At 74.0% G+C, this 26074-nt stretch carries 24 protein-coding genes and 1 pseudogene; 6 read left to right on the top strand and 19 right to left on the bottom strand.

Translation table 11 applies throughout. From position 1 onward, the window contains the following. Positions 1-38: 38 nt before the first annotated feature. From SYYSPA8_RS02760 to SYYSPA8_RS02740, 5 genes are all read right to left on the bottom strand, one after another. On the bottom strand, positions 39-1868 hold the full coding sequence (locus tag SYYSPA8_RS02760) for a caspase family protein (protein WP_323445261.1): 1830 nt from the start codon (positions 1866-1868) through the stop codon (positions 39-41). 3 nt (positions 1869-1871) lie between these two features. Further along, positions 1872-2285, bottom strand: coding sequence for an effector-associated constant component EACC1 (locus SYYSPA8_RS02755; protein WP_323445260.1), 414 nt, complete (start codon positions 2283-2285; stop codon positions 1872-1874). A gap of 105 nt (positions 2286-2390) precedes the next feature. Then, a complete protein-coding gene (locus SYYSPA8_RS02750; RefSeq protein ID WP_323445515.1) occupies positions 2391-3104 on the bottom strand; it encodes a PIG-L deacetylase family protein in 714 nt (237 codons plus the stop codon). Positions 3105-3214: 110 nt separating this feature from the next. Further along, positions 3215-4513: an alpha/beta fold hydrolase gene (locus tag SYYSPA8_RS02745; RefSeq protein ID WP_323445259.1), complete on the bottom strand. Its 1299-nt coding sequence runs from the start codon at positions 4511-4513 to the stop codon at positions 3215-3217. A gap of 154 nt (positions 4514-4667) precedes the next feature. After that, positions 4668-6164, bottom strand: coding sequence for a cellulase family glycosylhydrolase (locus SYYSPA8_RS02740; RefSeq protein ID WP_323445258.1), 1497 nt, complete (start codon positions 6162-6164; stop codon positions 4668-4670). Between the two features lie 190 nt (positions 6165-6354). Here SYYSPA8_RS02740 and SYYSPA8_RS02735 point away from each other — a divergent pair, with 190 nt between their 5' ends. Both SYYSPA8_RS02735 and SYYSPA8_RS02730 read left to right on the top strand, forming a co-directional pair. Continuing rightward, positions 6355-7518 carry an ABC transporter ATP-binding protein gene (locus tag SYYSPA8_RS02735; protein ID WP_323445257.1) on the top strand — a complete coding sequence of 388 codons (1164 nt, stop codon included), beginning with the start codon at positions 6355-6357 and terminating at the stop codon, positions 7516-7518. 504 nt (positions 7519-8022) lie between these two features. After that, complete coding sequence (locus tag SYYSPA8_RS02730) at positions 8023-9186, top strand: hypothetical protein (RefSeq protein ID WP_323445256.1); 1164 nt, start codon at positions 8023-8025, stop codon at positions 9184-9186. A gap of 22 nt (positions 9187-9208) precedes the next feature. Here the strand turns inward: SYYSPA8_RS02730 and SYYSPA8_RS02725 are convergent, their stop codons facing one another. The 6 genes and pseudogenes from SYYSPA8_RS02725 to SYYSPA8_RS02700 all read right to left on the bottom strand — a co-directional run bounded on the left by SYYSPA8_RS02725 (position 9209) and on the right by SYYSPA8_RS02700 (position 13853). Further along, positions 9209-9832 carry a S1 family peptidase gene (locus tag SYYSPA8_RS02725; protein WP_323445255.1) on the bottom strand — a complete coding sequence of 208 codons (624 nt, stop codon included), beginning with the start codon at positions 9830-9832 and terminating at the stop codon, positions 9209-9211. Positions 9833-9967: 135 nt separating this feature from the next. Further along, the gene (locus SYYSPA8_RS02720; protein WP_323445254.1) at positions 9968-10465 is read right to left on the bottom strand and encodes a transglycosylase SLT domain-containing protein; all 498 of its coding nucleotides are present in this window, start codon (positions 10463-10465) and stop codon (positions 9968-9970) included. 576 nt (positions 10466-11041) lie between these two features. Further along, a pseudogene (locus tag SYYSPA8_RS02715) lies at positions 11042-11923 on the bottom strand (ABC transporter substrate-binding protein); the annotation flags it as partial. Positions 11924-11991: 68 nt separating this feature from the next. Continuing rightward, the gene (locus SYYSPA8_RS02710; protein ID WP_323445253.1) at positions 11992-12663 is read right to left on the bottom strand and encodes an ABC transporter permease; all 672 of its coding nucleotides are present in this window, start codon (positions 12661-12663) and stop codon (positions 11992-11994) included. After that, positions 12660-13358, bottom strand: coding sequence for an ABC transporter permease (locus SYYSPA8_RS02705; protein ID WP_323445252.1), 699 nt, complete (start codon positions 13356-13358; stop codon positions 12660-12662). Before SYYSPA8_RS02705 ends, SYYSPA8_RS02710 begins: the two co-directional genes overlap by 4 nt. 63 nt (positions 13359-13421) lie before the next feature. Then, a complete protein-coding gene (locus SYYSPA8_RS02700; protein WP_323445251.1) occupies positions 13422-13853 on the bottom strand; it encodes a VOC family protein in 432 nt (143 codons plus the stop codon). A 94-nt stretch (positions 13854-13947) separates the two neighbouring features. Here SYYSPA8_RS02700 and SYYSPA8_RS02695 point away from each other — a divergent pair, with 94 nt between their 5' ends. Further along, positions 13948-14535 (top strand): TetR/AcrR family transcriptional regulator, encoded by a 588-nt coding sequence (locus SYYSPA8_RS02695; protein ID WP_323445250.1) that lies wholly within the window; start codon positions 13948-13950, stop codon positions 14533-14535. Positions 14536-14577: 42 nt separating this feature from the next. On the opposite strand, the gene SYYSPA8_RS02690 is transcribed toward SYYSPA8_RS02695, so the two are convergent. Together SYYSPA8_RS02690 and SYYSPA8_RS02685 are read right to left on the bottom strand one after the other, a co-directional pair. Next, the gene (locus SYYSPA8_RS02690; protein WP_323445249.1) at positions 14578-14973 is read right to left on the bottom strand and encodes a Zn-ribbon domain-containing OB-fold protein; all 396 of its coding nucleotides are present in this window, start codon (positions 14971-14973) and stop codon (positions 14578-14580) included. A 143-nt stretch (positions 14974-15116) separates the two neighbouring features. Continuing rightward, on the bottom strand, positions 15117-15818 hold the full coding sequence (locus SYYSPA8_RS02685; RefSeq protein WP_323445514.1) for a TetR family transcriptional regulator: 702 nt from the start codon (positions 15816-15818) through the stop codon (positions 15117-15119). Between the two features lie 186 nt (positions 15819-16004). Between SYYSPA8_RS02685 and SYYSPA8_RS02680 the strand changes: the two genes are divergently transcribed. From SYYSPA8_RS02680 to SYYSPA8_RS02670, 3 genes are all read left to right on the top strand, one after another. Next, positions 16005-16793 carry an electron transfer flavoprotein subunit beta/FixA family protein gene (locus SYYSPA8_RS02680; RefSeq protein ID WP_323445248.1) on the top strand — a complete coding sequence of 263 codons (789 nt, stop codon included), beginning with the start codon at positions 16005-16007 and terminating at the stop codon, positions 16791-16793. A gap of 65 nt (positions 16794-16858) precedes the next feature. Beyond that, positions 16859-17842, top strand: a complete 984-nt coding sequence (locus SYYSPA8_RS02675) for an electron transfer flavoprotein subunit alpha/FixB family protein (protein ID WP_323445247.1) — start codon at positions 16859-16861, stop codon at positions 17840-17842. A gap of 183 nt (positions 17843-18025) precedes the next feature. Further along, entirely contained in the window at positions 18026-18811 is a 786-nt protein-coding gene (locus SYYSPA8_RS02670) for a thioesterase II family protein (protein WP_323445246.1), read from the top strand. Positions 18812-19148: 337 nt separating this feature from the next. Here SYYSPA8_RS02670 and SYYSPA8_RS02665 read toward each other — a convergent pair whose 3' ends face one another. From SYYSPA8_RS02665 to SYYSPA8_RS38470, 6 genes are all read right to left on the bottom strand, one after another. Continuing rightward, positions 19149-19658 (bottom strand): GNAT family N-acetyltransferase, encoded by a 510-nt coding sequence (locus SYYSPA8_RS02665; RefSeq protein WP_323445245.1) that lies wholly within the window; start codon positions 19656-19658, stop codon positions 19149-19151. A gap of 65 nt (positions 19659-19723) precedes the next feature. Next, positions 19724-20968, bottom strand: a complete 1245-nt coding sequence (locus SYYSPA8_RS02660; protein ID WP_323445244.1) for a cytochrome P450 family protein — start codon at positions 20966-20968, stop codon at positions 19724-19726. Further along, positions 20965-22023 carry an amidohydrolase family protein gene (locus SYYSPA8_RS02655; RefSeq protein ID WP_323445243.1) on the bottom strand — a complete coding sequence of 353 codons (1059 nt, stop codon included), beginning with the start codon at positions 22021-22023 and terminating at the stop codon, positions 20965-20967. The genes SYYSPA8_RS02660 and SYYSPA8_RS02655 overlap by 4 nt, the downstream gene beginning before the upstream one ends. Beyond that, positions 22020-22919 (bottom strand): NAD(P)-dependent oxidoreductase, encoded by a 900-nt coding sequence (locus SYYSPA8_RS02650; protein ID WP_323445242.1) that lies wholly within the window; start codon positions 22917-22919, stop codon positions 22020-22022. The genes SYYSPA8_RS02655 and SYYSPA8_RS02650 overlap by 4 nt, the downstream gene beginning before the upstream one ends. Further along, positions 22916-23254: an antibiotic biosynthesis monooxygenase family protein gene (locus SYYSPA8_RS02645; protein ID WP_323445241.1), complete on the bottom strand. Its 339-nt coding sequence runs from the start codon at positions 23252-23254 to the stop codon at positions 22916-22918. Before SYYSPA8_RS02645 ends, SYYSPA8_RS02650 begins: the two co-directional genes overlap by 4 nt. A gap of 214 nt (positions 23255-23468) precedes the next feature. Then, positions 23469-26030, bottom strand: a complete 2562-nt coding sequence (locus SYYSPA8_RS38470) for a SufS family cysteine desulfurase (protein ID WP_456115153.1) — start codon at positions 26028-26030, stop codon at positions 23469-23471. Between the last annotated feature and the right edge of the window lie 44 nt (positions 26031-26074).

The raw sequence follows: 26074 nt of genomic DNA, 5'->3' as shown, positions 1-26074 counted from the left end.
GGGAGCAGCGGCGGAGGGGCAGGGGGCGGGGGCCGTGGTCAGGCGGGTCCGAGCCGGCCGGCGGCCGAGGTCGCCAGCGTGGTCGCGGTCCGGCACAGCGCTTCCTCGGGGCGGTCGCCGCCGACCGTGACGTTCACCGTCTCGACGGCGGTGTTCCCGTCCTGGTCGTCATAGGAGCGGTGGACGAAGCGGATGAGACAGGTGTCCTCGCCCTCCCCGCCCGGCTGGACCACGGCGGTCCGGCCGGCGATCCGGGTGAGGGCCCCCTCCGCGCCGTCCAGCGGGGTTCCCCGGTCGAACCGCAGTTCCACCCACATGTTCCGGGTGGTGCTGGACCATTCGCACGCGAAGTGGCCGAATTCCATGTCGTCGGCCCTGGCGTCGATCCCGGGCACGACTTCGAGGGCGCGGGAGGTGAGCAGCCGGCAGGCGTCGTACCGGCCGAGGGAGCCGGCGGCCAGGGGGGAGCGCCGGGGCAGCGTGCCCCGGCCGAGCACGGCGGCGGCGTGGCCGGTGGCCGCGTCGGCCAGCGGACAGAGCGCGGGCGTGGTCTCCCACCGTTTGGCCAGCACCCGGACGGTCACCTCCTGCTCCCCGTCGGCCAGCAGTCTGCGGCTGCAACCGCGGCCGTCGGACGGATCCTCCTCGACGCCGATGGCTCCGATGCGCCGGTCGGGGTCCCAGCCGTCGGGCCGTCCGGTGGTGTCGAGGTCGACCACGACGTCCACCGGGTCGCCGTCGCCGATGTCCACCAGGACGTCGCAGCGGTCGAAGTTGCCGTAGTCGCGGTCGAGCCGGGCCCGGCCGAAGCGGGCGAACACGGCGGGGTCGAGCAGCGCGCAGGGGTCGGCGGTGCGGTGGTCGCCGAAGCGGGACCCGGTCGGGGACGGCTCCGCCCCGGGCGAGGCGCGGGGGCCGTCTTGTGGCGTGTCGGCGAGCAGGCCGAACGGGAGGGTGATGGCGAGCAGCACACCGGCGGCCACCGTCACGGCCCGCCGCCACCCGGAGCCGCGGGGGTCGTCCGGCGGCCCGCCCGCATGGGCACCGTCCCTGTCACCGACCGGAACGCCGTCCCCGCCACCGCCTGGGGCGCCGGGCTCCGCGAGGTCCGGCGCCGGGGGCCGTTCCGTGGCGGGGGCGCCGGCGGCACGGTTGCGGACGAGGGCGATGGCGTGCCCGTCCTTGTGCGCGAGTTGCTGCGGCTCCGGCCACCCCTTGGCTCTCAGCCGGGTCCGCACCTCGGTGAAGACGGCCGCCATGCCCACCGGGTCGCAGGCGCCGGGGACGCCCTCCTCGATGGTGGCGACCAGCTCCCCCGTGAAGGCCGTGAACCGCTCCCCCGGCGGGGCCCACGCGGGCTGGAACCCGGCGGACGCCGTCATCACGTACGTACCCGCGACAGCCGCCGGCACAGGACCGACAGGCCCGCCCATGTGGCCGTCGAGCGCGCGCCCGCTGTAGCAGCAGTCCAGGATCACGACCCTGCTGGGCGCGTTGCAGGTGAACATCAGCTCATGGCGGATGTCGCGGTAGGCGACGGAGCGGTACAGCCGCTCGCTCTGCGCCGTCGGCAGCGCGAGCCGCAGTTCGGCGTCCGGCGACAGCAGCCCGTGGCCCGCGAAGTAGAGGAGGAAGGCGTCCGTGGCCGCTTCGGCGGCGCTGTGCACCGCGTCCAGGACGTCATCGGTCGACGCGGGCCGGTCGACCACCACGCAGTGCCCGGGGTCCAGACCCCAGAGCCCGGGGTCGGTGAGCAGCCCCTTGAGGGCGGTGAGGTTGTTCCGTACGGCGGGCAGCGGCCCCAGCTCGGTGTAGGCGTCGACGCCGATCAGTACCGCGCGGGAGCGCGCGGGGTCGGGCAGGGGCATGGCTCACCGGGCCCCGGGCCCCGGGCGGTCCTCCGCGTCCTGCCGCGGAGGGTCCGGCGGGGTCGGCGGGGTCGGCTCGGCCGGCGGGCGGGTGTTCAGCAGGTGCACCAGCCGCCGGATCTCGTCGTCGGACGCCCCCGTCAGGGTGACCGTCGCCCCCGGGGTGGTGAGGGTCACCGGCGGGGCGGTGCGCCGGGCCGCGCGCCACGCGGCGTACGACAGGGCGAGGTTGAGCACCGCCACGCTCTGCCCGACGACCAGGTCGATGATGTCGACCGTGCCCATCGTGCCCGGGGCCGGGCGGTGCGTCAGCCGTATCCGGGTGTCCCGCCGGACCTCGTCGTCGAGCCGGAGCCACCGGTGCAGGTCGGCGACGGCCCCGTCGCCTCCCCCGGGGGCGCTGATCTGGATCCGCATCGTCTCTCCTCGGTCGGGCCCGCGCGGGTGCCGGGCCCTCACACAGGAGAACGAGTGGACGCCGTGCATGACACGACCATCGGCTGAGATGTCCGCGTCCCGGGGTCAGCGCGGGAACAGCTCGAAGGTCACGGCGGGCACCCCGCCGAAACGGTCGGCCGCCCGCCGGGCGTTGCCGGTGAGGAAGTCCCGGCAGTATGTCTCCGGGTCGGCGTCGGTCAGCGCCTCGATGTAGGTGCGGTGCTCCATGAGGGAGGCCACCGAACGCTCCAGACCGGGCCGGGCGTCGACCGCGTGGGTGGGCTCGGTGGAGCCGGCGACGGCGATCCAGCGGACTCCGTCCCACGGTTCGAGGCCCTGCTCGGTGCGGAGTTCGGGGAAGATCCAGCGGTTGCCCGCGTCCGCCGCCGCGTCCAGGCTCGCCCGGCCGACGGCCCGGTGGTCGGGGGTGTTCCAGACCGTGCCGCCCCAGGTGTCCCGGTGGTTGAGCGTGATGAGCAGCTCGGGGCGGTGGCGCCGGATGGCGGCCGCGATGTCCCGGCGCAGCGCGGTGCCGTACTCGACCACGCCGTCCCGGTGGTCCAGGAACTCCACCGACGTCACGCCGACGACGGCCGCGCTCGCCCGCTGCTCGCGCTCGCGCAGCGGGGCGCACACGGCCGGGTCGAGGGTGTCGATGCCGGCCTCACCCCGGGTGGCCAGGAGATAGGAGACCTCCCGGCCGCCGTCGATCCAGCCCGCGATGGCCGCGGCGCAGCCGTATTCGAGGTCGTCGGGGTGGGCGACGACGGCGAGAGCGCGCCGCCAGTCGCCGGGCATCGGCGCCAGCGGCGGGAGGCCGGACTCCGCCGCCCCCGTCGCCCCTGTGGTGTCTGTCGTTCCTGTTGTTCCTGTCGTGTCTGCCATGATCGAAAGCCTACGGGCGGGGGTCAGACCTCGTCGCGCGACAGGGCGATCAGCCGGTCCAGGACCCGGGTCCCGCTCGCGCGCACGCCGTCGTGCTCGTACTCGTCGGTGACCCAGGTCCGCAGGCCGCGGATGGCGCGGGCGGTGCGCAGGGAGTGCCCGGTGTCGACGTACATGTCGTCGTGGTAGACGGCGGCGGCGACCGGGACGGTGGTGGTGGCGAGCCGTCCGGCGTCGTACAGCGGGGCCCAGTCGGTCCGGGCGGCGAGCAGGTCGGCGCACTCCCGCAGCGGGCGCAGCGCGGGATCGGCCTCGAAGTGCCAGGGGTGGATGGTCTCGCCGGTGAACAGCAGCGGCGCGTCGCCGTCGAGGGCGGTGGCGGCGTCGAACCGGGGGAACTCGGCCCGGACGCGTTCGGCGGACCAGGCGGTGGGCCGGTCGCCCTGGGCGTAGCACGCCTCGTGGAGGACGGCGTAGAGGGGATTTCCGGCGAAGGACAGCTCGGCGGCGACCGCCTCCTGGAAGGAGTCGGAGAGTTCGCGCCGGTCGCCGGCCCGGACGAAGGCGTTCTCCAGCAGGTAGTGGAGACGGTGGCTGCCGTCGCCGGAGCCGAGGAGGAGGCCGAGCGACTGGAACGCCTCGGGGGTGAGGCGGTAGCCGGTGGGCAGGACGGCGGGGTGGGCCGCGAGGTGGGCGGCGATCTCGCGGGCGCGCGCCACGTCCTGGGGGTAGCGGTCGTAGTGCGCGGCGACCTTGCGCTCGATACGGGGGTAGGCGGCGCGGTAGACGTCGTCGGCGTGGCCGTCGAGGGAGGGCAGTCCGCCGGTGATGAAGACCTCGCGGAGTCCTTCGGGGGCGAAGGAGAGGTAGTGGGTGGCGCAGAAGCCGCCGAAGCTCTGGCCGAGGACGCTCCAGGGCGCTCCGCCGGTGAGGCGGCGCCGGATGGTCTCGCAGTCGCGGACGATGCTGTCGGCGCGGAAGAGGGCGAGGTGGTCGGCCTGGGCGCGGGCGTCGCCGCGGGCGGCGAGGGTCTGGCGGTTCTGCGGGGTGGAGCGGCCGGTGCCGCGCTGGTCGAGGAGCAGGACGCGGTATTCGCGTACGGCGCGTTCCAGCCATGCCTGGGTGCCGACGAAGCGGCGGGCCGCGCAGCCGGGGCCGCCTTCCAGGTAGACCAGCCAGGGCAGGTCCTCACCGGCGCGGGAGCCGGCGACGACCTCCCGGGCGTAGATCTCGATCTGTTCGCCGTCGGGGCGGTCGTGGTCGAGGGGGACGGTGAAGACATGGTCGGTGAGGACGACGCCGGGCTGGCGGTAGCTGGTCACGGACACACTCCTGTTCGGTACGGCACGCCCGCCCATGGGATCACATGGATCTCCCGGGGGCGGGCGCGGGTGGTGCGCCACACAGGAGGACAGACACCTCCACGGCCCACCCGCCGCAGGGGCGGGTGGGCCGTGGAGGTGCCTCCGGGCGGGGTCAGCGGGTGCGGAAGTCGTCCGGGGTCCTCATCCGGTCGCGGATCCACACCCCGGCCGGCTTGAGGGAGGAGGTGCCGGCGTAGGGCCCGCCCGCGTTGCAGGTGCCTTCCTTGAAGACGGCTCCGGAGCGGTGGTCGTCGGAGTAGTTCCAGCTGGTCCAGCTGATCTTCTTGCTGGCCATGAGGTCGAGGTAGCGCTGGGCGTAGGCGAAGTCGTTGCCGCCGTCGCCGGTGTAGGTCTGGGTGCCGAACTCGGTGACGAACATGGGGAGCCGGTCGGCGGCGCGGGAGAGCGCGTTCAGGTACTCGTCGCGGTGCGAGGCCGCGTAGAAGTGGAAGGTGTACATGATGTTGGTGGCGTTCACGGGGCTGTTGACGATCTCGGCCTCGGTGGCGCCCTCGGAGACGCCGAGGGAGGACCAGGCGCGGGTGCCGACGAGGACGGGGGTCTCGGGGTCGTACCGGCGGATGACCGGGATCAGCTGCTCGGCGTAGCTCTTGATCCGCGCCCAGGAGACTCCGCTGGGCTCGTTGGCGATCTCGAACAGCAGGTTCTTCTTGTCGTTGTGGCGCTGGGCGATCTCGGTGAAGAACGTCTTGGCGCGGGCGAGGTTGGCGTGCGGGTCGCCGGGGGTCAGCATGTGCCAGTCGACGAGGGCGTACATGCCGCGCGCGCTGGCCTGTTCGATGAGGTTGTGGACCCGGTCGGTGAACCCGCGCGGGTCGGTCTCGTAGCCGCCCTCCTGGATGTACAGGGAGATGCGCAGGACGTCGCCCTTCCAGTCCTGGGCGAGGGCGTCGAGGGAGGCGGCGGTGGCGCACTGGGAGTACCACTGGAGTCCGTGGGTGGACATGCCGCGCAGCTGGACGGCCTTGCCGTTCTGGTTGCAGAGCTTGGTGCCGCAGACCCGGAGCTGGCCGTTGGCGGCGACGGGGGTGCCGCCGGGGCCGGGGCCCGGTCCGCCGGAGTCGCCCACGGTGAGGCTGTCCACGTTGGGGCCCCCGTTGGCGGTGGTGGCGGTCGCCCGGACGGTGTTGGTGCCTTCCTGGAGGTTCACGTCGAGGGTGGTGGTCTGCCAGCGGGTCCAGGCGCCGGTGCCGGGGAAGGAGCGGCCGGTGGCGACGGGGGTCCCGTTGACGGTGAGGGTCATCGGGCGGTCGGTGGTGGTGCCGTTGGCGAACCGGAGGGTGAGGGGGACGCTCCCGGCGGCGCCGGCCTCGACGGTCCATTCGACGCTGCTGCCGGTGACGTTGTCGTAGTTGACGAAGCCACGGCCGGTGTAGCCGCGGTGGTTGGACTCGACCGCGCCCCGGGCGACGGTGGCGTCCTCGGCTTCGAGCACGGCGGCGCGGTGGTCGGTGCCGCCGGCGGGGGCGGCGGGGGCGGGGGTCGCACCGGTGGGGGCGGCGGGGGCGGCTGTCACTCCGGCGAGCAGGGCGGCGGTGAGGATGCCCGCGCCGGCGAGTGAGCGCAGCGCGTTGCGTGGGGGTGTCATGAGGGTCTCCGTTGCCTGGTGAGGGTACCGGGACTGGAAGGAAACTTTCCTAACCGATGGAAGCAGCACCCGTCGGCCACTGGCAAGGGTCATGACAAGAGAGATCGCGGTGGCCGGATCCGGCCACCCGGATGGCCCGTGTGCGCCCGGCCCGTGTGCGCCCCCGGGGCCCGGCTCCTAGCGTGGAGACATGATCCGGTTCGAGCAGGTCGGCAAGGTCTACCCGGACGGCACCACCGCCGTCGACGGCCTGTCCTTCGAGGTCGCGAAGGGTGAGCTGGTCACTCTGGTGGGTCCGTCGGGCTGCGGCAAGACCACCACCATGATGATGGTCAACCGGCTGATCGAGCCCACGGCGGGCCGGATCCTCGTCGACGGGGAGGACGTCTCCACGGTCGACCCGGTCCGGCTGCGGCGCCGGATGGGCTATGTCATCCAGCAGGTCGGGCTCTTCCCGCACCGTACGGTTCTCGACAACACCGCGACCGTCCCCGCGCTCATCGGCTGGAAACGCGCACGGGCCCGCGCACGGGCGGCGGAACTCCTCGAACTGGTGGGGCTCGACCCCGCCGTCCACGGGCCGCGCTACCCCGCGCAGCTCTCCGGCGGCCAGCGCCAGCGGGTCGGTGTCGCCCGCGCGCTGGCCGCCGATCCGCCGGTGCTGCTGATGGACGAGCCCTTCGGCGCGGTCGACCCGGTGGTGCGCGAACACCTCCAGAACGAGTTCCTGGCGCTCCAGGCCACCGTGCGCAAGACGGTGCTGCTCGTCACCCACGACATCGAGGAGGCGGTGCGGATGGGGGACCGGATCGCCGTGTACGGGCAGGGGCGGATCGAGCAGTTCGACACCCCGGGTACGGTCCTGGGGGCGCCCGCCAACGCCTATGTCGCCCGGTTCGTCGGCGCCGACCGGGGGCTGAAGAGGCTCGCGGTCACCCGGATCGAGCCGGACGACCTGGAGGAGCCGCCGCTGGCCCGGCTGGACGAGCCGGCGGGGGCGGCGGCCCGCCGGCTGCGCTCCGTGGGGGCGCGCTGGGCGGTGGTCGTCTCCCCCGCCGGCGATCTGCACGGCTGGGTGGCGGCGGACACGCTCGACCTCGCCGGGGAGGGGGCCACGGTGGGCTCTCTCGCCCGGCGGATGGAGGCGTGGGTGCCCCTCGGGTCCACGCTCAAAAGGGCGTTCAGCGAGATGCTCCAGCACGACGCCGGGTGGATCGCGGTGGTCGACGGGTCCCGCTTCCTGGGGGTGCTGACCCCGGCACGGCTCCACGAGGCGCTGCGGCGGTCGGTGGACGCGGACGAGCGCGGCATCCCGCGCGACGAGGTGGAGTTCCACTCGGTGTCGGACGCCTGACCGCGCCGCGCGCTCCGGTGGACCCGCGCGGCAGGGGCGCACGTGAGCGCGCGTGCACGCCCTTCCGGCCGGGGGGTGTGCACGGTTTTCGGCCACCGCCGTCCTGCATCCCGGTCCCGGTCCCGATCCCGTTCGGGGACGCAGGGGCGGACACGAGGGAAGTCCCCGCGGCTGACGGGGAACGTACCCCTGGCCCTGCGCCGGAGTCCCGTGCCGCCGGGCCCTGCGCCGGATCCCGGCGGGCTCCCCCGTACCCCGTCGGGACCGTGCCTGCCGGCCGGCTCCCGGGGCACGGACCGCGCACATCTCCGGCGGGTGCGGGCCGGTGCCCGCGCGTCCCCGGGACGCGTCCCGGGGCCGGTGGCCCGGCGTCAACGTCCGTACGCGCCGGTGCCCGTACCGGCAGGCGGACCCGGCGCGGGAGGCCGCCGGGGTGCCGGGCCGGTCGGCGGGGCGGGCCCCCTGGGCCGCCGGGGGACGGACCGGGGCGCGGAGTCGGATACCGTGCGGGGTGTGCTGATCACGGGAGGGGACACCGCCGCGCCGGGAACCGCGCTGCTCGTCGCGGCCGCGCCGGTGGGCAGGGGGCGGCTGGTCGACGCGAGTTCCGTACTGCCCGCGCTGGCGGCGGTGCCACCGGGCGTCCTGGCCGGGACACCGGCGGCGACGGTGGTCGAACTGGCCGACCCCGTCGACCCGCAGACCGTCCTCACCCGGATCAGATCGGCCGCCGCCACGGCGGGCCCGCTCCGGCTCTTCCTCGCCGGACAGCTCCATCTCGACCGCAAGCAGCGGCTGCCGCATCTCGCGCTCGCCCGGTCCACGCCGTCGACCCTCCGCTACACCGGGCTGCCCTGGCACTGGCTCGCCACCGAACTGACGATCCGCCGGCCCGGCACCACCACGGTCTTCGTGGATCTGGTGGCCGATCAGGAGGCATGGCGCTGGGCGGCCGAGGAGGGCCTGGGGCTGGGCCTCGGGGTGCGGATGTACGGCCGGGTGGCCCGGCCCGCCCCCCGCAGGACCCGCGACCCGGACGCCGCCGGTCCGGCGTATCTGCGGGCCTGCGCGGCGATCTGGCGCAGCGGTGCCCGGCCCGACGCGGACACCCTGCACGAGCTGGCGGGGGCCGAGTCCGGGGCCGGATCGGCGGACGTGCTGCTGCTGGGCGGGGAGCCGGCCGTGCGGGAGGCCCCTGCCCCGCCGTTCGCCGGGTCCGCGCCCGCCGCCCCGGCCACGGCCGACCCCCATCCGGCGATACTGGCCGCCGCGCGGGCCGGACGGCACACCGAGGCGGCGGCGGCAGCGGCCGCCTGGGAGCAGCAGGAGCTGCGGGCGCACGGACCGGGTTCGGCGCAGGCGCTCCACTGGCTGGAGGTACGGGCGGACCTGGCCCGGCTGGCCGACGAGCCGGCGCTCAGCTGCGAGTTGTGGATGACGGTCGCCGACGCCCGGCTCACCCGCTCCCAGCCGGCGGACGACCCGGAGGTCGAGGGCGCCGTCGACCGGGCCCACCACCAGTGGGAACAGATCCGTGACGCCCCGGCCGCGCGGGCGCTGGCGCCCCGGCTGGTGGCGCTGCGCCGCCGGGTCCCGGGCCGTCAGCGCGGGGCGCTCACGGTGCTCCAGCGGCGGTTGGAGAGTCTGCACACGGAGCGCACGTCGTAAGGGGCGGCAGCGCGGACGGCACTCAGTAGACGGACAGTCCGAACTGGTTGATGACGGAGATCGGCCAGTACGTCGTGGTCCCTGTGGGGCAGACGCCGTTGTTCCGGGCGATGAGCCCGAGCGCGGTGGTGCCGGAGAACGCCGGACCGCCGAGGTCTCCGGGCGTCGAGCAGGCACTCGCCGCGGTGCCCCAGGTTCCGCAGCGCTGTCCGGAGACCTGGCCGACGTGGCAGTAGGGCTGGCCCGATGCCGGGGTGCCGGCGGCGGTGATGTCCACGGTCGTCCCGTTGAGCAGGTTCACCTCCCCCGGGTGGGACACGGCGGGATTGGTGTACTGGACGACTCCGACCTGCGTCGTGGAGGCGACCCGGGAGCCGGCCGGCACGGTGAGCGCCGGGTCCGCGTACCAGGTGGTGGCGAGGTTGACGCAGCTGGGCGGGAGCAGGGCGTAGTAGAGCGTGCCCCGGCGGACGTTGAAGCCGACCGTGCAGGCGACGCCGCCGGCGGCGTGGAGGGTGTCCCCGCCGCGCACCACCGGGTTCCTCGGCGTCTCCTCGGCCGCCTGCGCCGCCGTCGCGGGCAGGGAGAAGGCGGCGCACACGACGGTGGCGGCGGCGCACAGGGCGGTACGGATCGTCCTCGGCATCGGCGTGTCCCCTCGTGAACGGCGGCCCTCCCGGGGGCACCAGGCCCCGGGAGGGCCTCATTGTGGGGAGTGGCCCGTCCCCCCGCACAGTCGACTACCGGCCACGCGGGGGGATCATGCCGGGCGGGGCCCGGGTCAGTAGGCTCCGAAGACGTTGTCGATCGAGCCGTACCGGTCGGCGGCGTAGTTGGCGGCGGCGACGATGTTGGCGACGGGATGGAAGGGGTCGTTCGGGGTCCCGGCCACCCAGTAGGCGTCGAAGGTCGGGTCGATGACCTGGAGCAGGCCCTTCGAGGGGGTGCCGTTGACGGCGTTGATGTCCCAGTTGTTGACGGCCAGCGGATTGCCGCTGGACTCCCGCATGATGTTGCGGTGCAGGCCCTCGTAGCTGCCGGGGATGCCGTTGGCGCTCATGATGTCGAGCGCCTCCAGGATCCACCCGTCCAGATTGTTCGCGTAGGTCACGGCGGCGGGCGCGGCCGGGGCGGCGGCCGGCGCCGCCGAGGCGGTGGTGGGGAGCAGGGCGAGGACGACGGCCATGGCGCCGGAGAGCACGAGGCCCCCGGCGACGGTGGTACGGGCCGTGGCCCGGCGGTGCGTACGGAGACGGCTGCGGGTACGGAGAACGGACATGCCGGATTCCCTTCCGATGGGGAGAGCCGCGCACGGAAGGGAGCCGTTCTGCGCTCCGGTGGCGGCGGGTGCGCAGATTCTTAGCGGCGCCGGGAAGCGGTGACAATGCCCGGAACGCTAAGCCGGATAGTGGACGCGTCCGCCCCGGCCCGCCCGCTTCGGTGCCCCACCGGCCCCCGGCACCCGCTCACGCCACTAGGCACGCTCGTATGTGATATAGGCCCCACGAATGCCAAAGCGGACGCAAAGGGAATAATCCGACAGGGGTGTGCGGGTGCCGTGCCGGGTGGGCCACCAGCGCACCGATCACGGACGGCGCGGGCCCGCCGCCGGACAGGCGCCGGCCCCGGGGCACGGCGACACGGTGCCGCTTCCGGCGGGGCCGCCGGGCGGCCGGATCACGGCCGCGCGCCGGATCCACCAGGCCCCGTCCGGGACCCAGGACCGTCCGGTACGGGCGGGCAGCCCGGGCAGGGGATGCTCGTGCGGGCCCTGGGGGTGGCCGTGGTCGGGGGGCGGGAAGAGCCGGCGGGCCGGTGCCGGTGGCGGCGCGGCGGGCGGAGCGGCCGCGGGGCCCAGCAGCCCCCGTTCCTGGAGGTACTGCCGGGCCACGTCGTCGGGGAGCCGGCGCCAGCTGTCCACCCGCTCGTTCAGCCCGGCCAGGTCGGCGGTGGTGAGGACGGTGTTGAGGCGGTTCAGGGCGCCGACGGCGCGGGGGCCGCCGGCGCGCGCCCGGTTGACCACCGGCACGATGTAGTCGGCGTTCTGGAGGTGCCGGTCGTCCTGGAGCAGCACCAGCCCGAAGGCGCCGAGGGTCGCGTCGGTCGTGGTCGTCAGCACCATCTGGTCCTGGCCCCGCTGGACGGCCTGTTTGGCCTGGGTGGTGCCGACGCCCTTGGGGTCGACGGCGGTGATGTCGATGCCGTAGACGCGTCTCAGGCCGGGTGCGCAGTAGGGGCGTTCCACGCATTCGTCGCCCGCCGCGAGCCGTACCGGGAGTCCCGATCGGCCGAGGTCGCTGAGGGTCCGCAGCCGGTGGCGGGCGGCGTAGTCCCGGGCGACCGCGAAGGCGTTCTGGTCGACCGCCCGGCCCGGCGGCAGGACGTCGAGTCCGCGCGGGGTGGCCAGCCGCCGCAGCGCGGTCATGGTCCGGGCGAGGTCGGGCGATCCGGCGGGGGGCGCGCCGGGCCCGTTGGTCCGGGCGTTCAGCCAGTCGGCGAAGGTCGCCGCGTACTCGGGGACCACGTCGATCCGGCCGCTCTCCAGGGCCGGTTCGTAGATCTCCCGGTTGGTGACGGTGAGGACGTCGGCGGTGAGCCCGGCGTGGCGCAGCAGCAGCGCGTACATCCGGGCGATCAGGTCGCTCTCGGTGAACCCGGCCGAGCCCACGGTCAGATGGCGGCTGTCGCCGGGGGGCGCGGTGACGGCCTCGCGGTTCTCCAGCGCGGGCCCGGTCATGCAGGCGCCGGCGACGGCGAGGACGCCGGTGGCCAGGGCGAGCGCGGCGCTCCTGGACCGGGGCCGCATCAGCCGCCCTCCCGCGCCCAGGCGGGGGCCAGCCGCCCGCCCACGACGAACAGTCCCTCGACGAGGAGGGCGAAGACGGCGACCAGCGTCGCGCCCGCGACGACCTGCGGGGTGGAGGCGAGATTGAAACCGGCGGTGATGATCCGGCCGAGGCCGCCGCCGCCCGCGAGGGCCGCGAGGGTGGCGGTGGCGACCAGTTGCACGGCGGCGATCCGGACCCCGGTGAGGATCAGCGGCAGCGCCAGCGGGATCTCCACCCCGTACAGCATCTGGCGTCCGGTCATGCCCATGCCCCGGGCGGAGCGCACCACGTCGCGGTCGACCTCGCGCATGCCGGTGTAGGCGTTGACGAGCAGCGGGGGTACGGCGAAGAGCACCAGCGCGATGACGGTGGGCCAGGAGCCCCAGGTGCCGATCGGGCTGAGGAGCAGCAGGACGAGGACGGCGAAGGTGGGGACGGCGCGGCCGATGTGGGAGATGTTGACGGCGAGCGCGCCGCCCCTGCCGAGGTGGCCGAGGACGAGGGCGACGGGCAGGGCGATCAGGCAGCTGATGCCGAGGCAGACGGCGGTGAGGTAGAGGTGTTCGCCGAGGCGCTGCCAGATGCCGCCGTCGCCGGACCAGTGGGCGGGGTCGGTGAGCCACTGCCAGGCGTCGGCGAGGGTGTTCACGCGGCCACCGCCCGGGTCCAGGGGGTGGCGAGCCGCTGGACGCCGAGCAGCAGCAGATCGGCGGCGATCGCGATGACGACGCAGAGCGCGGACGCGGTGAGCACCTGCGCCTTGAAGTAGGTGTTCATCCCGGAGTAGATGAGGTTGCCGAGGCCGCCGTGGCCCACGATGGCGCCGATGGTGACCAGGGAGACCGCGGAGACGGTCGCGATCCGCAGCCCGGCCATGGCGGCGGGCAGGGCGAGCGGGAGTTCGACGGCGAGCAGCAGGCGCAGCGGCCCGTAGCCGAGACCGCGGGCCGCCCGCCGGGTCTCCTCGGGGACGGCGCGCAGTCCGGCGAGGATGTTCCGTACCAGCAGGGTGAGCGAGTAGAGGACGAGGCCGGCGACGACGAGCGCGCCGGAGAGCCCGTACAGGGGCAGGAGCAGGGAGAACATCGCCAGCGACGGGATGGCGTAGAGGACGGTGGTGAGGCCGAGGACCGGTCCGGCGGCCCAGCGCCAGCGGCGGGCGGCGACCGCGAGGGGCACGGAGAGGGCGAGGGCGATCAGCACGGAGACGGCGGTGAGCTGGAGGTGCTGGGAGACCGCGTCGAGGAGGATGTCGCGCCGGGTGGTCAGGTACTCGCCGCAGATCCAGTCGTTGCGGGCGAGGCAGTCGTCGGGAGGCGCCTGCGTGTCGCTCCCGTTCGTCATCCTCCCATTGCAGCCCGGGCCCCGGGGGCGCGCACGCCGTACGGGGCCGTCCGGGCGCGGGGTTCAGCCGGTGGCGGTGCCGTCGGCACTGTCAGTGCTGCGGGCGTACTGGCCGGTCGGCGGGATCTCGGTGATGACGTCGATGAGCACCCCGCTGGGGTCGGCGACGATGAAGTGGCGCTGTCCGAAGTCCTCGCTGCGCAACTCCAGCCGGGGGGTGAGGCCTTCGCGGACGACCAGGCGCTCCCATTCGGCGTCGACGTCGTCGACCTCGAAGTTGAGCAGGAGTCCGCTGACCTCGTTGCGGTAGCCCTCGGGGATGGTGGGGTGGGTGTGGTCCAGCAGGGCCAGTTCGTACGGGAGGGTGCCGGGCCGGCGGAGGCTGACGTACCAGTCCGCCTCGAAGGTGATCCCGAAGCCCATCAGCCGGGTGTAGAAGTCCTTGGACTCCTCGATCCGGGAGGTGGCGATCACGGGGTAGAAGCTGCTCAGCATGGGTGCGACCCTTCGTTCACATACCGATGGTAGGTGAGAGACGGTATTGACGTACCATCGGTATGTCAACAGGGGACGGAAGGAGCCACCGGGGATGGGACAGACGGCCAGGGAGCGGCAGCGGGAGCGGACCCGCAGGAGACTGCTGGACGTGAGCAGGGAGCTGTTCGCGACGGAGGGGTACGGCGCGGTGGGGCTCGCGGAGATCGTCGCCGCCGCCGAGGTCACCAAGGGCGCGCTCTACCACCACTTCAGCGGAAAGGCGGATCTCTTCCGCGCGGTGCTGCGGGAGGTGCAGGAGGACGTGGGGCGGCGGGTGGCCGGGGCGGCGGACGCCCGGGAGGACCCCTGGGAGCGGCTGACGGCGGGCTGCCAGGAGTTCCTCACGGCGGCCACCGGACCCGGCATCCAGCGGATCATGCTCGTCGACGGCCCCGCCGTGCTCGGCTGGAACGAGTGGCGGGGCATGGACGAGGAGTCGTCGGCGCGCCACCTGGGCGAGGCACTCGCGGAACTGATGGAGCACGGGGTGGTGGCCCGTCAGCCCGTCGCCCCGCTGGCGCATCTGCTCTCGGGCGCGATGAACGAGGCCGCGCTCTGGCTCGCCACCTCGGCACAGCCGCAGGACATGGCGGACACGCGGGCGGCGCTCGCCCGGCTCCTGGAGGCGCTGCGGGCGTGATCGCCGCCCCCGGGGCCCCGGGGCGGGGGCCGGCCGGGCAGGTCAGTAGGGGGAGACGGGGGTGACGGGATCGCAGATCTCCAGGACCGCCTCCCCCGCGCGGGGGTCGGTTCCGGCCGTGGGCCGGACCCTGGCCCCGACCCAGACCAGGTGCGGCGCGGTGCCGACCACCCGGCAGCGGAGCGTGAAGCCCTCCGGGAAGCGCACCAGCGACTCGTTGCGCGCCACCCGGGTGTAGCGGTTGACCACGGCCGACTGGATGACGACCCCCTCGCCCTCGCTGCACGCGGACTCCAGATCGCTGGAGGCGCAGACGGGGCAGAGCATCCGCCGGAACGACGCGGTGCCGCACCAGCGGCAGCGCTGATAGATGAGGCCGGACTCGCCCCGCACCGGTGGCGCGGCGCAGGCTCCGGGCTGGGACATGTCTCGATGCATCTCGACTCCCTGCACTCGGCTCCAGGGCGCCCCGCCTCGCGGAGGCGCCCCAGCACCATATGGCACTGAGTGCCGCCACGTATAGGCACTGGGTGCTCTCCAACATCCGGGCGGGCGGCGGCGGTGGGTTCGGCGGGCGGTTCTCAGCCCTCCGCGAGGACCGCTTCCAGCTCTTGGACGACCCGCCAGAGCGGGGTCCTGCGGGAGGCCACCATGACCACCACCTCGCCGTCGGCGCCGCCCGCCGCCGGGAGGGCCACCACCGGGGGCGGCGGGGGCCCGAGCGGGTCGATCCGGCCCGCCCACACCTCGCGGACCAGGGCGAAGGCGTGCTCCACCGCGAGACGGGCATCGCCGGAGCCACCCGAACGCAGCCAGGCCCGCAGGCCGTTGTTGTGCGCGGCGACCACCGCCGAGGCGATCATCTCCGCACGCAGCGAGCCGTCGGGGGCCGCGCCGAGGCGCCGCCGCAGATAGCCGGCCAGGGTGCGTTCGTAGCGGCGGACCACGGACAGCTCATAGGTGCGCAGGCCCGGCACCTCGCGGGTGAGCCGGTAGCGCTGGACGGAGAACTCGGGGTTGGCCGCGTACATCCGCAGCACGATCCGGGCCGCGTCGAAGACCCGGTCCAGCGGATCGCCGTCGGGCCGGGCCTCCAGAAAGGCCGTCATCTCCGCGAGACTGCTCTCGTGGTCGGGGAAGACCGCGTCCTCCTTGGACGGGAAATAACGGAAGAACGACCGCCGTCCCACGCCCGCCCGTGCCACGATGTCGTCGACAGTGGTGCGCTCGAACCCGTGCTCCAGGAAGAGCTGGAACGCAGCCTCCGCCAGCGCCTCGCGCATGGGCGCCCGGGCGGCCGCCGTCCCGTCCCCGGGGAGGGCCGGGGTGGCCTTGCGTGCTCTGCGTGGCTGCGTCATGCGGGGCAACGTAGCACCGGAAGCCATATTTTGGCACTAGGTGCCTTTACATGGGGTACTCAGTGCCATAGCCTCGCGACAACGGACCACCCACCGGTAGGAGAAAGCGTCGTGAGCTTGAGGATCGTTGTCTGTGTGAAGTTTGTGCCGGATGCGGCGGGTGAGCGGCGGTTCGGTGGGGATCTGACGGTGGATCGTGAGGATGCGGACGGTCTGTTGTCGGAGCTGGACGAGTACGCGGTGGAGCAGGCGCTGCGGATTTCGGAGGCCTCGGAGGGTGAGGTGGAGGTGACCGTTCTGACGGTGGGTCCGGAGGATGCGCGGGAGGCGGTCGCGAAGGGTCTGCGGATGGGTGCGGACCGGGGGGTGCATGTCGAGGACGACGGGGTGCACGGGTCGGATGTGATGGGGACGTCGCTGGTGGTGGCGAAGGCGGTGGAGAAGGCCGGCTTTGATCTGGTGCTGTGCGGGATGGCGTCCACGGACGGCGGGATGGGGGTGCTGCCGGCGCTGCTCGCGGAGCGGCTGGGGGTGCCGCAGGTGTCGCTGCTGTCCGAGGTGGCCGTGGAGGGTGGCACGGTGTCGGGGCGGCGGGACGGTGACAGTGCGACGGTGCGCGTGGAGGCGTCGCTGCCGGCGGTGGTGTCGGTGACGGACCAGTCCGGTGAGGCCCGCTACCCGTCGTTCAAGGGGATCATGGCGGCGAAGAAGAAGCCGGTGGTGTCCTGGGACCTGGACGACCTCGGCATCGACCCGGGCGACATCGGCCTCGGCGGGTCGTGGACGCGGGTCGAGGACGCGGCCGAGCGCCCCGCCCGGGTGAAGGGGCAGCTGGTCACCGACGAGGGCGACGGCGGCCTGAAGGCCGCGGCCTTCCTCGCCGAACGCAAATTCGTCTGACCCCCGCCCCCGCCGTTCCATCCCCTGCTTCCGGTTCTTCGTAGAGAAAGTGTGTGTGCCCGGTCATGGCTGAGGTTCTTGTTCTTGTCGATCACGAGGGCGGCGCGGTCCGCAAGCCCACCCTCGAACTCCTGACGCTGGCCCGCCGTCTGGGTGACCCGGTCGCCCTCGCGACCGGCCCCGGCGCCCGCGCCACCGCCGGCACCCTCGCCCGGCACGGCGCCGTCCGCGTCCTCGTCTGCGAGGACGAGCGTTTCGGGCAGTACCTGGTGGTCCCCGAACTCGACGCCCTCACGAGCGCCCATGAGGCGGTCGGCCCGGTGGCGGTGCTGGTGCCCTCCAGCGGCGAGGGCCGGGAGACCGCCGCCCGTCTCGCCCTGCGCACCGGCTCCGGCCTGATCACCGACGCCGTCGACATCGAACCCGGCAACAGTGACGGCGATGGTGATGGTGAGGGTCCGGTGGTGGTGCAGTCGGTGTTCGCCGGCTCCTTCACCACCCGCTCCCGCGTCACCCGCGGCATCCCCGTCATCACCGTCAAGCCCAACAGCGCCCCCGTCGAGGAGGCCCCCACCGGCGCCGTGGCGGAGGACCTGGCCGTGGTCTTCTCCGACCCCGCCACCGCCGCCCGCATCACCGAGCGGGCGCCGCGGGCCGCCTCGGGACGGCCCGAGCTGGCCGAGGCCGCGATCGTGGTCTCCGGCGGCCGCGGCGTCGGCAGCGCCGACAGCTTCGCGGTGATCGAGGCCCTCGCCGACGCCCTCGGCGCGGCCGTCGGCGCCTCCCGCGCCGCCGTCGACTCCGGCTGGTACCCCCACTCCCACCAGGTCGGCCAGACCGGCAAGAGCGTCTCCCCCCAGCTCTACATCGCCTCCGGGATCTCCGGCGCCATCCAGCACCGCGCCGGCATGCAGACCTCCAAGACCATCGTCGCCGTCAACAAGGACCCCGAGGCCCCCATCTTCGACCTCGCCGACTACGGCGTCGTCGGCGACCTCCACACCGTCCTCCCCCAACTCACCGACGACATCAACCACCGCAAGAACTGACAACCCGCAGGACGACGACCGGGGGCCGTACGGGACACACCCGCACGGCCCCAGCACTTGAAGTCGCTGGTCACTGGCGGCCCACCGCACGGGGCGGGCATACTCTCCCGGGCATGACGGCGGCCCGCCGACGGCGGGGAGAACCACCCGGGGGACCGGGCAGTGAGAGAGGGCGAGCGGACCATGGCTCAGCACGTCGGCGACACTCGGTTGTGGCTGCGGAACTACTCCCCCGCGCCCGAGGCGGCGATCCGGCTGGTGTGCTTTCCCCACGCCGGGGGCTCGGCCAGTGCCTACCACCCGATGGTGAAGGCGCTGTCGCCGGCGGTGGACGTGACGGGGGTCCAGTACCCGGGCCGTCAGGACCGCCGGTCGGAGCCGTGTGTGGACACCATCCCCGGCCTGGTGGACCGCATCGTGCCGGTGCTCGCGTCGGTCGCCGACGACCGGCCGCTCGCCCTCTTCGGGCACAGCATGGGCGCGACCGTGGCGTACGAGGTGGCGCGGCGTCTTGAGGCGGCCGGCGGGCCGGGCGCCCCGGTGCTGGTGTTCCTGTCCGGGCGGCGCCCGCCGCACCTCCAGCACAGCTCACAGGTGCACCTCCTCGACGACGAGGGCATCCTGCGGGAGCTGATGACGCTCGGCGGCTCGGCGGTCGAGGCGCTGGCCGACCCGGAGCTGCGGGAGCTGGTGATGCCCTCGATCCGCAACGACTACCACGCGGTGGAGACCTACGAGCACGTGCCGGGCCCGCCGCTGCGCTGCCCGGTGGTGGGGCTTTCGGGGGACGCGGACCCGCGTGCCTCGGTGACCGACGTCGAGGGCTGGCGGCAGTACACCGAGGGGCCGTTCGCGATGCACGTCTTCCCCGGCGGCCACTTCTACCTCCAGGACCGGGGCGACGAGCTGCACGCGGCCGTCCGTGCCGAACTCGCCCAGGTGGGCGCCCGGGGCGCGAACGCCCGCTGACCCGCGCACCGCCCGCTCCCCCGGTCCGCTCCCCCTGCTCGTACACCCGTTTGGGTTCCGGACGGTGCTCCGTCCCCGGCGGCCGGTCGCGCGGTGCCGCGCGGCGCAGCTTGCCGGATGCGGTCCGGGGCAGCCCCGTGGTGAACTCCAGGCACCGCGGGGCGGGCGGGAACCGGCAGTTCGGCGTGGAGCAGGGCGAGGACGGCGGCCGCGGTGGCGGCGGTGGCCGGGGCCCACGGCCCGGATCCGCAGGGCAGGGCCGGGGTCCGGGACGGCCCCGGCCCCCGGTGGTTGCCTGGGGCGGTCACCGGGGCCGGGGCGCGTGTCCTGGCGGGGCTCAGACGCCGAAGGGCGCCGCGTAGCGGATGACGCCCGACGGCACCGGCCGGTCGGAGTCGAGCACCAGGGCCATCATGGCCTCGTCGGGTACGTCGAAGGGGGCCCGGATGCCCCAGCGGGACGCGGGCTCGAAGCCGAACCGGGGGTAGTAGCCGGGATGCCCCAGGACCACCACCAGCCCCTCTCCCCACTCCCGCGCGGACTCCAGCGCCGACCGGATCGCCGCACCCCCGGCGCCCTGCCGCTGATACGCGGGAAGCACCGCGCACGGGGCGAGGGCCAGCGCGGGCGCGTCACCGACATGGCAGCGGGTGAGCAGGGCATGCGCCGCGACGGTGCCGTCGGGCGCCTGGGCGATCCAGGAGAGTCCGTCGATCCAGGCGCCGGGGTCGGCGCGCAGCGCGTCCACGAGATCCGCCTCCGCCTCCGTTTCAAAGGCGGCCGCGTTGACCGCGTGGATCGCGGGAATGTCGCCAGGGGTTTCCGGACGGGTGGTCCAGAGGGTCATACAGGGTCCGTTCTGCCGTGTGTCGGTCGTTCCGCCGCCCCGGGGGCCCCGCCGCGCCCCCTCGGTCAGGGCGCCGGCGGTTCCAGGACGACGGGCAGCTCCGCGAGTCCGCGGAAGGCTGGGAACGGTACCACCAGCCACTGCGGCTCCCGCGCGGGGTCCGCCGGGGTGATGCGGGGGAACCGTTCGAGGAGCCCGGTGAGGGCGAGCCGGGTCTCCAGCCGGGCCAGCGCCGCGCCCAGGCAGTAGTGGATGCCGTGGCCGAAACCGAGGTGGGCGCTCTGCGTGTTCGCGGGACGGCGCACGTCGAAGGTGTCGGGCGCGTCGAACTTCAGCGGGTCGCGGTTGGCGGAGTTGAGGGCGATCTGCACCAGCGCCCCGCGCGGGATGGTGGTGCCGGCGATCTCCACGTCCTCGGTGGCGTACCGGAAGGTGGCCGTCTCCACGGAGCCGTCGTACCGCAGCACCTCCTCCACGGCCCGGGGGACCAGCTCCGGGTCCTCCCGTACCGCACGGAGCTGGTCGGGGTGGGTGAGGAGATGGTGGACGGCGTTGCCGATGAGGTAGGCGTTGGTCTTGTGGCCCGCGAACATCAGCAGGAAGGCGGTGGAGATGAGTTCGTGCTCGGTGAGTCTGCCGTCCTCGTCACGGGCGGCGATCATCGCGCTGAGCAGGTCGTCGCTGGGGCGTTGCCGCTTCTGCTCGACGAGTTCGGCGAAGTAGGCGTGCAGGGCCTCCTCGGCGCGCTGCTGGGCCTGCTTGGACTCCTTGCTGAATCCGGTCTGGGCCACCGTGATCGACCAGGTCTGGACCTTGGGCCGGTCCTCCGGCGGGACTCCGAGCAGTTCGCAGATGACGATGATCGGCAGCGGGAACGCGAACGCGGTCAGCAGGTCGACCGGTTCACCGACGGGGCAGTCGTCCAGCAGTCCGGTGACGATCTGCCGGATGTGCGGCCGCAGCGACTCGACCCGGTGCGGGGTGAACTGGGAGCTGACCAGCCGGCGCAGCCGGGTGTGCTTGGGCGGGTCGGAGTTGAGCATGTGGTCGTCCAGCGCGACGGAGGAGTCGCCGAAGATCCGCCGGTACGAGTCCAGCGCGCCGTACATGTCCTTGCTCAGCCGGGGTTCGGCGAGGGCGGTGCGGGCGTCCTCGTACCGGGTGATCAGGTAGGTGCTGATGCCGTGCGGGGGGTTGAGGGGGCAGACGGGCGCGGTGTCCCGGAGGTGGCCGTAGACCGGGTAGGGGTTCCGCCGGAACTCGGGGGTGCACCGCTCGGCTGCGGCCGCCGGGTCCTCCACGCTGGTCATGGGCGCTTCCTCAGGTCGAAGAGGGCCTCGGCGTTGCCGCCGAGGATGAGCTGCTGGGCCGCCTTGTCGACGGGGAGCTTCTCGATCATGCGGATGAAGTCCTCCAGCGGCACGTCGATGGGCGGCGAGTCGGTGCCGAAGAGCATCCGTTCGGGCCCCAGTACCTCTGCGTTGAGGCCCAGATGGGCGGGGCTGAAGGTGCTGGTGTCGACGTACATGCGGCGCAGCGCGGCGCCCGGGTCGGCGGTCGGCGGCACGGGGAGCGGCGGCACGGCGAATTCCGGCCCGGTCGATTCCAGCCCGGCCGATTCGGGTCCGGTCGATCCCGGTCCGGCGGGCGGCGGTGGGCCGCCGGGAGCGGAGGCACCGGGTGCCGGCGGCCCCTGGCCCCAGTGCCGGGGGCGGGCGGCGGTCTGGAGCCGTTCGGGCAGCAGCGCCAGCGCGCCCCCGCCCGTCGCCCCGATCACCCGCAGCCCGGGGTACTTCTCCAGCCACCCGCCGAAGGCGATCATGGAGAGTCCGAGCTGGACATCGCCGAAGCGCCCGATCTGCTCGACGAAGCCGTGGGAGGTCACGCCCTCGGTGCCGATCGGCTCGGCGGGGGCGTGCACCAGCACCGGCGCACCGCTCTCCGCCGCGAGGGCGAAGAACGCGTCGGAGCGGGGCGAGCCGAGGAGTTCGCCGTGGACGCTGGAGGTGGTGATCAGCCCGACGAACGCGGGGTCGGCCAGCGTCTCCCGGACCCCTTCCAGATGGTCGTCGTCGCCGAAGGGGTTGGCGTACACATAGCCGCGCAGCTGGTCGGGGAAGGTGCCGATGAGTCCGGAGAGCCAGGCGTGGAAGCGGCGCAGCCGGTCGCGGGGCTGGCGGTAGTTGTCGACGCCGGGGACGCGGGCCATGGCCCCCGCGCCGACGGGGCTGCCGATGAGGGTGAGGTCGATACCGGCGCGGGCGCGGGCGGCGAGCATGCCGTCGACGTCGGTCAGGCTCGGGGGCATCGGAAAGCGCTTGGCGGCCTCGGGCGGGGACAGGTGCCCGTGAATATCAATGATCATCTCTGTGGTCCCGGGTCGGGGGGGTCGGGTGCCAGGGCGTGGGCGACGGCGACGCAGTCCTCGTCGCCGTGTCCCCGCTCGGTGGCGCGTACGTGGGTGTCCCGCGCGGCTTCCAGCAGGGGCAGTGCGAGCCCGGCGCGTTCGGCCTGGCCCGCCGCGAGCAGCAGGTCCTTGGCCATCAGCCGGAGCCGGAAGTCGGGTTCGCCGAAGCGGCCCGCGGCCAGTCGCTTCGCCTTGAAGGCCATCACCGGGGAGGCGAAGCCGCTGCCGGCGATGGCGCCGAGGACGCGGCCCCGGTCCAGGCCGCTGGCGGCGGCGAGTTCGACGGCCTCGGCCATCGCCTGCACCTCGATGCCCATGAGGAGGTTGAGGAGCAGTTTCATCCGCATGCCGGAGCCGAGGACGCCCAGATGGACGACTTCCTTGCCGAGGAGTTCCAGCAGGGGCAGACCGGCGGCGAAGACCTGGTCCTCGCCGCCGACGAAGAGGCGCAGTTCGCCGCTGCGGGCGTGGTCGCGGTTGCCCAGCATGCCGACATCGAGGACGGAGCGCACTCCTCCGGTGAGGCGGACGACGTCCTCGGGGGCGACGGTGCTGGCACAGACCAGGGCCCCGGGGTAGGGGCCGTCGGAGAGGATGCCGTCCGGTCCGCGCAGGACGGCGGAGAGGGCCTCGCTGTCGGCGACCGTGCAGATCGCCGCGCTGGTCCCGGCGACGGCCTCGGCGGGGTGGGCGGCGGCCACGGCGCCCGCGCGGGCGAGCGGTTCGGTCCGTTCGGCGGTCCGGTTCCAGACGCGTACCCGCACGCCCTGGTCGAGCAGGCGCCCGGCGAGTCCGCTGCCCATCGAGCCGAGGCCCAGCACGGCGACGGGGCCGGGGCCGGTGTGGTCGGTCATGCCTCGGCCCCCGCGGTCTCCTGGACGACGCGGAAGCGGAGCGACTGGGTCTGGTCGACCCACTGCCGCAGCGGGGCGAGCAGGGCCCGGTGGTCCTCCCCCTGCTGCCAGGCGAAGAAGTGCTCGGGGGTCTCCCACTCGCTGGTGATCACCCACTGCCGGGAGTCGTCGATGGGCTCGCCCAGCCGGTCGATGATGTGCCCGGGAACGCTCGCGACGGACTTCCGTATGCGGTCGTAGGCGTCGCGGAAGCCCCGCTCGCCCCCTTCGACGACATGGACCGAGTACACCACGGACAGTTTGTCGGTCTCCTGACCGTTCGGCATGGTGCGCATATCTCCTCCTGACGGTGATATCCGGCTGAGCATGCCTTCACGGACTCATGACCGGGGGGTGCCCGCAACTCCGGCGCGGCGGCCTCCCCCGGTGCCGGGCGGGTGCGGTGGCGCGGAACGACGCGTTCGGGTGATGGACTCCGCCCCCTGGCCGTGACTCTCCGTCATCGGACCGCGGAGCGGAGCCCGTCACCCGGACGGGCGCCCGGGGCGGTCAGGCGCGCAGCTCGTAGACCGCGCTGCGGGGGGTCTCGGCGGCCCGCCGCCAGCGGGTGAAGCCGGCCTCCCGCGCCAGCCGGCGCAGGGTGGCCTCCCCGGCGTGGTTGCCGAGGGCGAGCGGTCCGTTCTGCGCGGCGGCGGCCGGCAGGCAGAGCGCGGTGGACAGGGCCATGAAGAGCCGGCCCACGGGGTGGTCGTTGGCGGTGGGGTCGGCCTCGGCGTTGGGCTCCACGAGCATCACGGTGCCGTCGGGTCCGATCGCCTCGCGGGCGCCCTTCAGCGCGGCGAGCGGGTCGCCCATGTCGTGCAGACAGTTGAAGAGGGTGACGAGGTCGAAGCCGCGGCCCGAGCGGGCCAGCTCGGCGGCGGGCACCGTGTCGAAGCGGGCCCGGTCGTCCAGCTCGCGTTCCTCGGCGATGATCCTGGCCCGGTCGATGGACTCCCGGTGGGTGTCGTAGCCGTGGAAGACGGAGCGGGGGTACGCCTTGGCCATGAGCAGGGTCGAGTAACCGACGCCGCAGCCCACGTCGGCGACCTTGGCGCCCTCGGCGAGCCGGGTCTCGACTCCGTCGAGGGCGGGGATCCACTTCTGGGTGATGTTGGCGCGGTACGCGGGGCGGAAGAACCGGGCGACGCTGCGGAACATCTGCGGCGGGTACTCGCCCCAGTCGATGCCGCCGCCCCGGCGGAAGCACTCCGCGAGCCGGTCCTCGACGCCGTAGAGGGTGCGGAGCGAGGCGAAGATGCCGACCCCGGCGGCGGGGGCGTCCGGGTCGGCGAGGACGGGGGCGTGCGCGGCGGGGAGTTCGTAGCCGCGCCCGGCCCCGGACTCGTCCCCGGTTCCGGACCCGTCGAGGGGGACGGCCCGGACATAGCCCGCGCCGACCTGCGTGTGCAGCCACTCCCGTACGTACAGCTCCTGGGTGCCGGTACGGGCGGCGAGCGCGGCGGCGGTGAGGGGGCCGGCGCCGGCCATGGCCCGGTAGAGGCCGAGGCGGTCGCCGAGCGAGACGGAGAGTCCCGTGGCGGCGGTGGCGGCGTCAGCGAAGACCCGGTCGAGGAACGCGGCCGTCTCGTCGCGGCCGCCGGCCGCGCCCGGCCCGCCGCCCCGGGCCGGGCGCCCGTCCCCGGACCCGGCGGGGACGGTCGCCGCCGGTACGGTCGCCTCCGGGACGGCCGCGGCCGGTCCGGACAGCGCCGCGCCGGGGTACGCGCTCGGCTCGGCCAGCTCCGCGATCGCCCGGGTGAACGCGTCGACGTCCTCCTCGGTGGTGTACGCGTAGAACGAGGCGCGGGTGGTCGCGGGCAGCCCGAAGCGCAGGCACGCGGGGCGGGCGCACAGATGTCCCACCCGGATCGCGATGCCGCGCGCGTCCAGGTGCTCCCCCACCTCCTCGGGGTGGTGCCCGGAGACGGCGAAGGAGAGCGCCGGGCCCCGGTCGGTGGTGTCGCCGGGTCCGACGATCCGGACGCCCTCGATGGCGTTCAGGGCGTCCAGGGCGCGTGCGGTGAGGCGTTCGCCGTGGTCGGCGATCCGGCGCCGGCCGAGTCCGTCGAGGTAGGCGCAGGCGGCGGCGAGCGCGACGGTCTGTGCCACGACGGGGGTGCCCGCCTCGAACCGGTGGGGCGGGTCGGCGAAGGTCGCGTGGTCCATGGCGACGGTGTCGTTCATCTCGCCGCCGGTGAGGAAGGGCGGCAGGGCGGCCAGCCGGTCGGGCCGGCCCCAGAGGACCCCGATGCCGGTCGGGCCGCACATCTTGTGGCCGGAGAAGGCGAGGAAGTCGACGCCGAGGGCCGCGACGTCCACCGGCAGATGCGGGACCGACTGGCAGGCGTCCAGCACGGTGAGCGCCCCCACCGCACGGGCCCGGCGGACGAGCCGGGCGACCGGGTTGACCGTTCCGTACACATTGGACTGGTGGGTGAAGGCGAACACCCGGGTGGTCTCGTCGACGATCTCGTCCAGCCGGTCGAGGTCGAGCCGGCCGTCGGGGGTGATGGTGAGCCAGCGCAGGGTGGCGCCGGTGTGCTGGCAGAGCTGCTGCCACGGCATCAGGTTGGAGTGGTGTTCCATCTCGGTGACGACGACGCTGTCACCGGGCCCGATGGCGAGGGAACGCAGGTCCCTGCGGGCGTGCGGCGCGTTCATCAGGCCGTAGGCGACCAGGTTGAGGGCTTCCGAGGCGTTCTTCGTCAGGACGATCTCCTCGGGCCCGGCGCCGACGAAGGCCGCGATCCGGGCACGGGAGCGCTCCAGGAGGTCCGTGGCCTCCCGGGCCAGCTCGTGGAAGCTGCGGTGGACGGTGGCGTTGTGGAGCCGGTAGTAGTCGCTCTCGGCGTCCAGGACGGAGTCGGGCTTCTGGGAGGTGGCGGCGGAGTCGAGGTATCTCAGCGGCAGTCCGCCGCCGACGGTCCGGCGCAGGATGGGGAAGTCCGCGCGGACTTCCCAGGGGTCGAGGATCCGGTCCGCGCCGCCGGGCCGGTGGTCTGTCCCGATGGGGTCCAGAGCCCGGTGGGCGGCGCAGGTACAGGAGTGTCCGGAACCGGTGGCGGTCATGGGTCACGCCCCCTTGCAGGTGCTGTTACTCGCGGTTCGCTCCT

Source organism: Streptomyces yaizuensis, assembly GCF_034961445.1.
GTDB classification, from domain to species: Bacteria; Actinomycetota; Actinomycetes; order Streptomycetales; family Streptomycetaceae; genus Streptomyces; species Streptomyces yaizuensis.
This window is presented reverse-complemented; position numbering and strand designations above follow the sequence as displayed.

Coding starts and splice junctions, on each gene's coding strand:
- SYYSPA8_RS02760 (WP_323445261.1), bottom strand. CDS start 1,868: ATGCCCCTGCCCGACCCCGCGCGCTCCCGCGCGGTACTGATCGGCGTC.
- SYYSPA8_RS02755 (WP_323445260.1), bottom strand. CDS start 2,285: ATGCGGATCCAGATCAGCGCCCCCGGGGGAGGCGACGGGGCCGTCGCC.
- SYYSPA8_RS02750 (WP_323445515.1), bottom strand. CDS start 3,104: ATGCCCGGCGACTGGCGGCGCGCTCTCGCCGTCGTCGCCCACCCCGAC.
- SYYSPA8_RS02740 (WP_323445258.1), bottom strand. CDS start 6,164: ATGACACCCCCACGCAACGCGCTGCGCTCACTCGCCGGCGCGGGCATC.
- SYYSPA8_RS02735 (WP_323445257.1), top strand. CDS start 6,355: ATGATCCGGTTCGAGCAGGTCGGCAAGGTCTACCCGGACGGCACCACC.
- SYYSPA8_RS02725 (WP_323445255.1), bottom strand. CDS start 9,832: ATGCCGAGGACGATCCGTACCGCCCTGTGCGCCGCCGCCACCGTCGTG.
- SYYSPA8_RS02720 (WP_323445254.1), bottom strand. CDS start 10,465: ATGTCCGTTCTCCGTACCCGCAGCCGTCTCCGTACGCACCGCCGGGCC.
- SYYSPA8_RS02705 (WP_323445252.1), bottom strand. CDS start 13,358: ATGACGAACGGGAGCGACACGCAGGCGCCTCCCGACGACTGCCTCGCC.
- SYYSPA8_RS02700 (WP_323445251.1), bottom strand. CDS start 13,853: ATGCTGAGCAGCTTCTACCCCGTGATCGCCACCTCCCGGATCGAGGAG.
- SYYSPA8_RS02695 (WP_323445250.1), top strand. CDS start 13,948: ATGGGACAGACGGCCAGGGAGCGGCAGCGGGAGCGGACCCGCAGGAGA.
- SYYSPA8_RS02690 (WP_323445249.1), bottom strand. CDS start 14,973: ATGCATCGAGACATGTCCCAGCCCGGAGCCTGCGCCGCGCCACCGGTG.
- SYYSPA8_RS02685 (WP_323445514.1), bottom strand. CDS start 15,818: ATGCGCGAGGCGCTGGCGGAGGCTGCGTTCCAGCTCTTCCTGGAGCAC.
- SYYSPA8_RS02675 (WP_323445247.1), top strand. CDS start 16,859: ATGGCTGAGGTTCTTGTTCTTGTCGATCACGAGGGCGGCGCGGTCCGC.
- SYYSPA8_RS02670 (WP_323445246.1), top strand. CDS start 18,026: ATGGCTCAGCACGTCGGCGACACTCGGTTGTGGCTGCGGAACTACTCC.
- SYYSPA8_RS02665 (WP_323445245.1), bottom strand. CDS start 19,658: ATGACCCTCTGGACCACCCGTCCGGAAACCCCTGGCGACATTCCCGCG.
- SYYSPA8_RS02660 (WP_323445244.1), bottom strand. CDS start 20,968: ATGACCAGCGTGGAGGACCCGGCGGCCGCAGCCGAGCGGTGCACCCCC.
- SYYSPA8_RS02655 (WP_323445243.1), bottom strand. CDS start 22,023: ATGATCATTGATATTCACGGGCACCTGTCCCCGCCCGAGGCCGCCAAG.
- SYYSPA8_RS02650 (WP_323445242.1), bottom strand. CDS start 22,919: ATGACCGACCACACCGGCCCCGGCCCCGTCGCCGTGCTGGGCCTCGGC.
- SYYSPA8_RS02645 (WP_323445241.1), bottom strand. CDS start 23,254: ATGCGCACCATGCCGAACGGTCAGGAGACCGACAAACTGTCCGTGGTG.
- SYYSPA8_RS38470 (WP_456115153.1), bottom strand. CDS start 26,030: ATGACCGCCACCGGTTCCGGACACTCCTGTACCTGCGCCGCCCACCGG.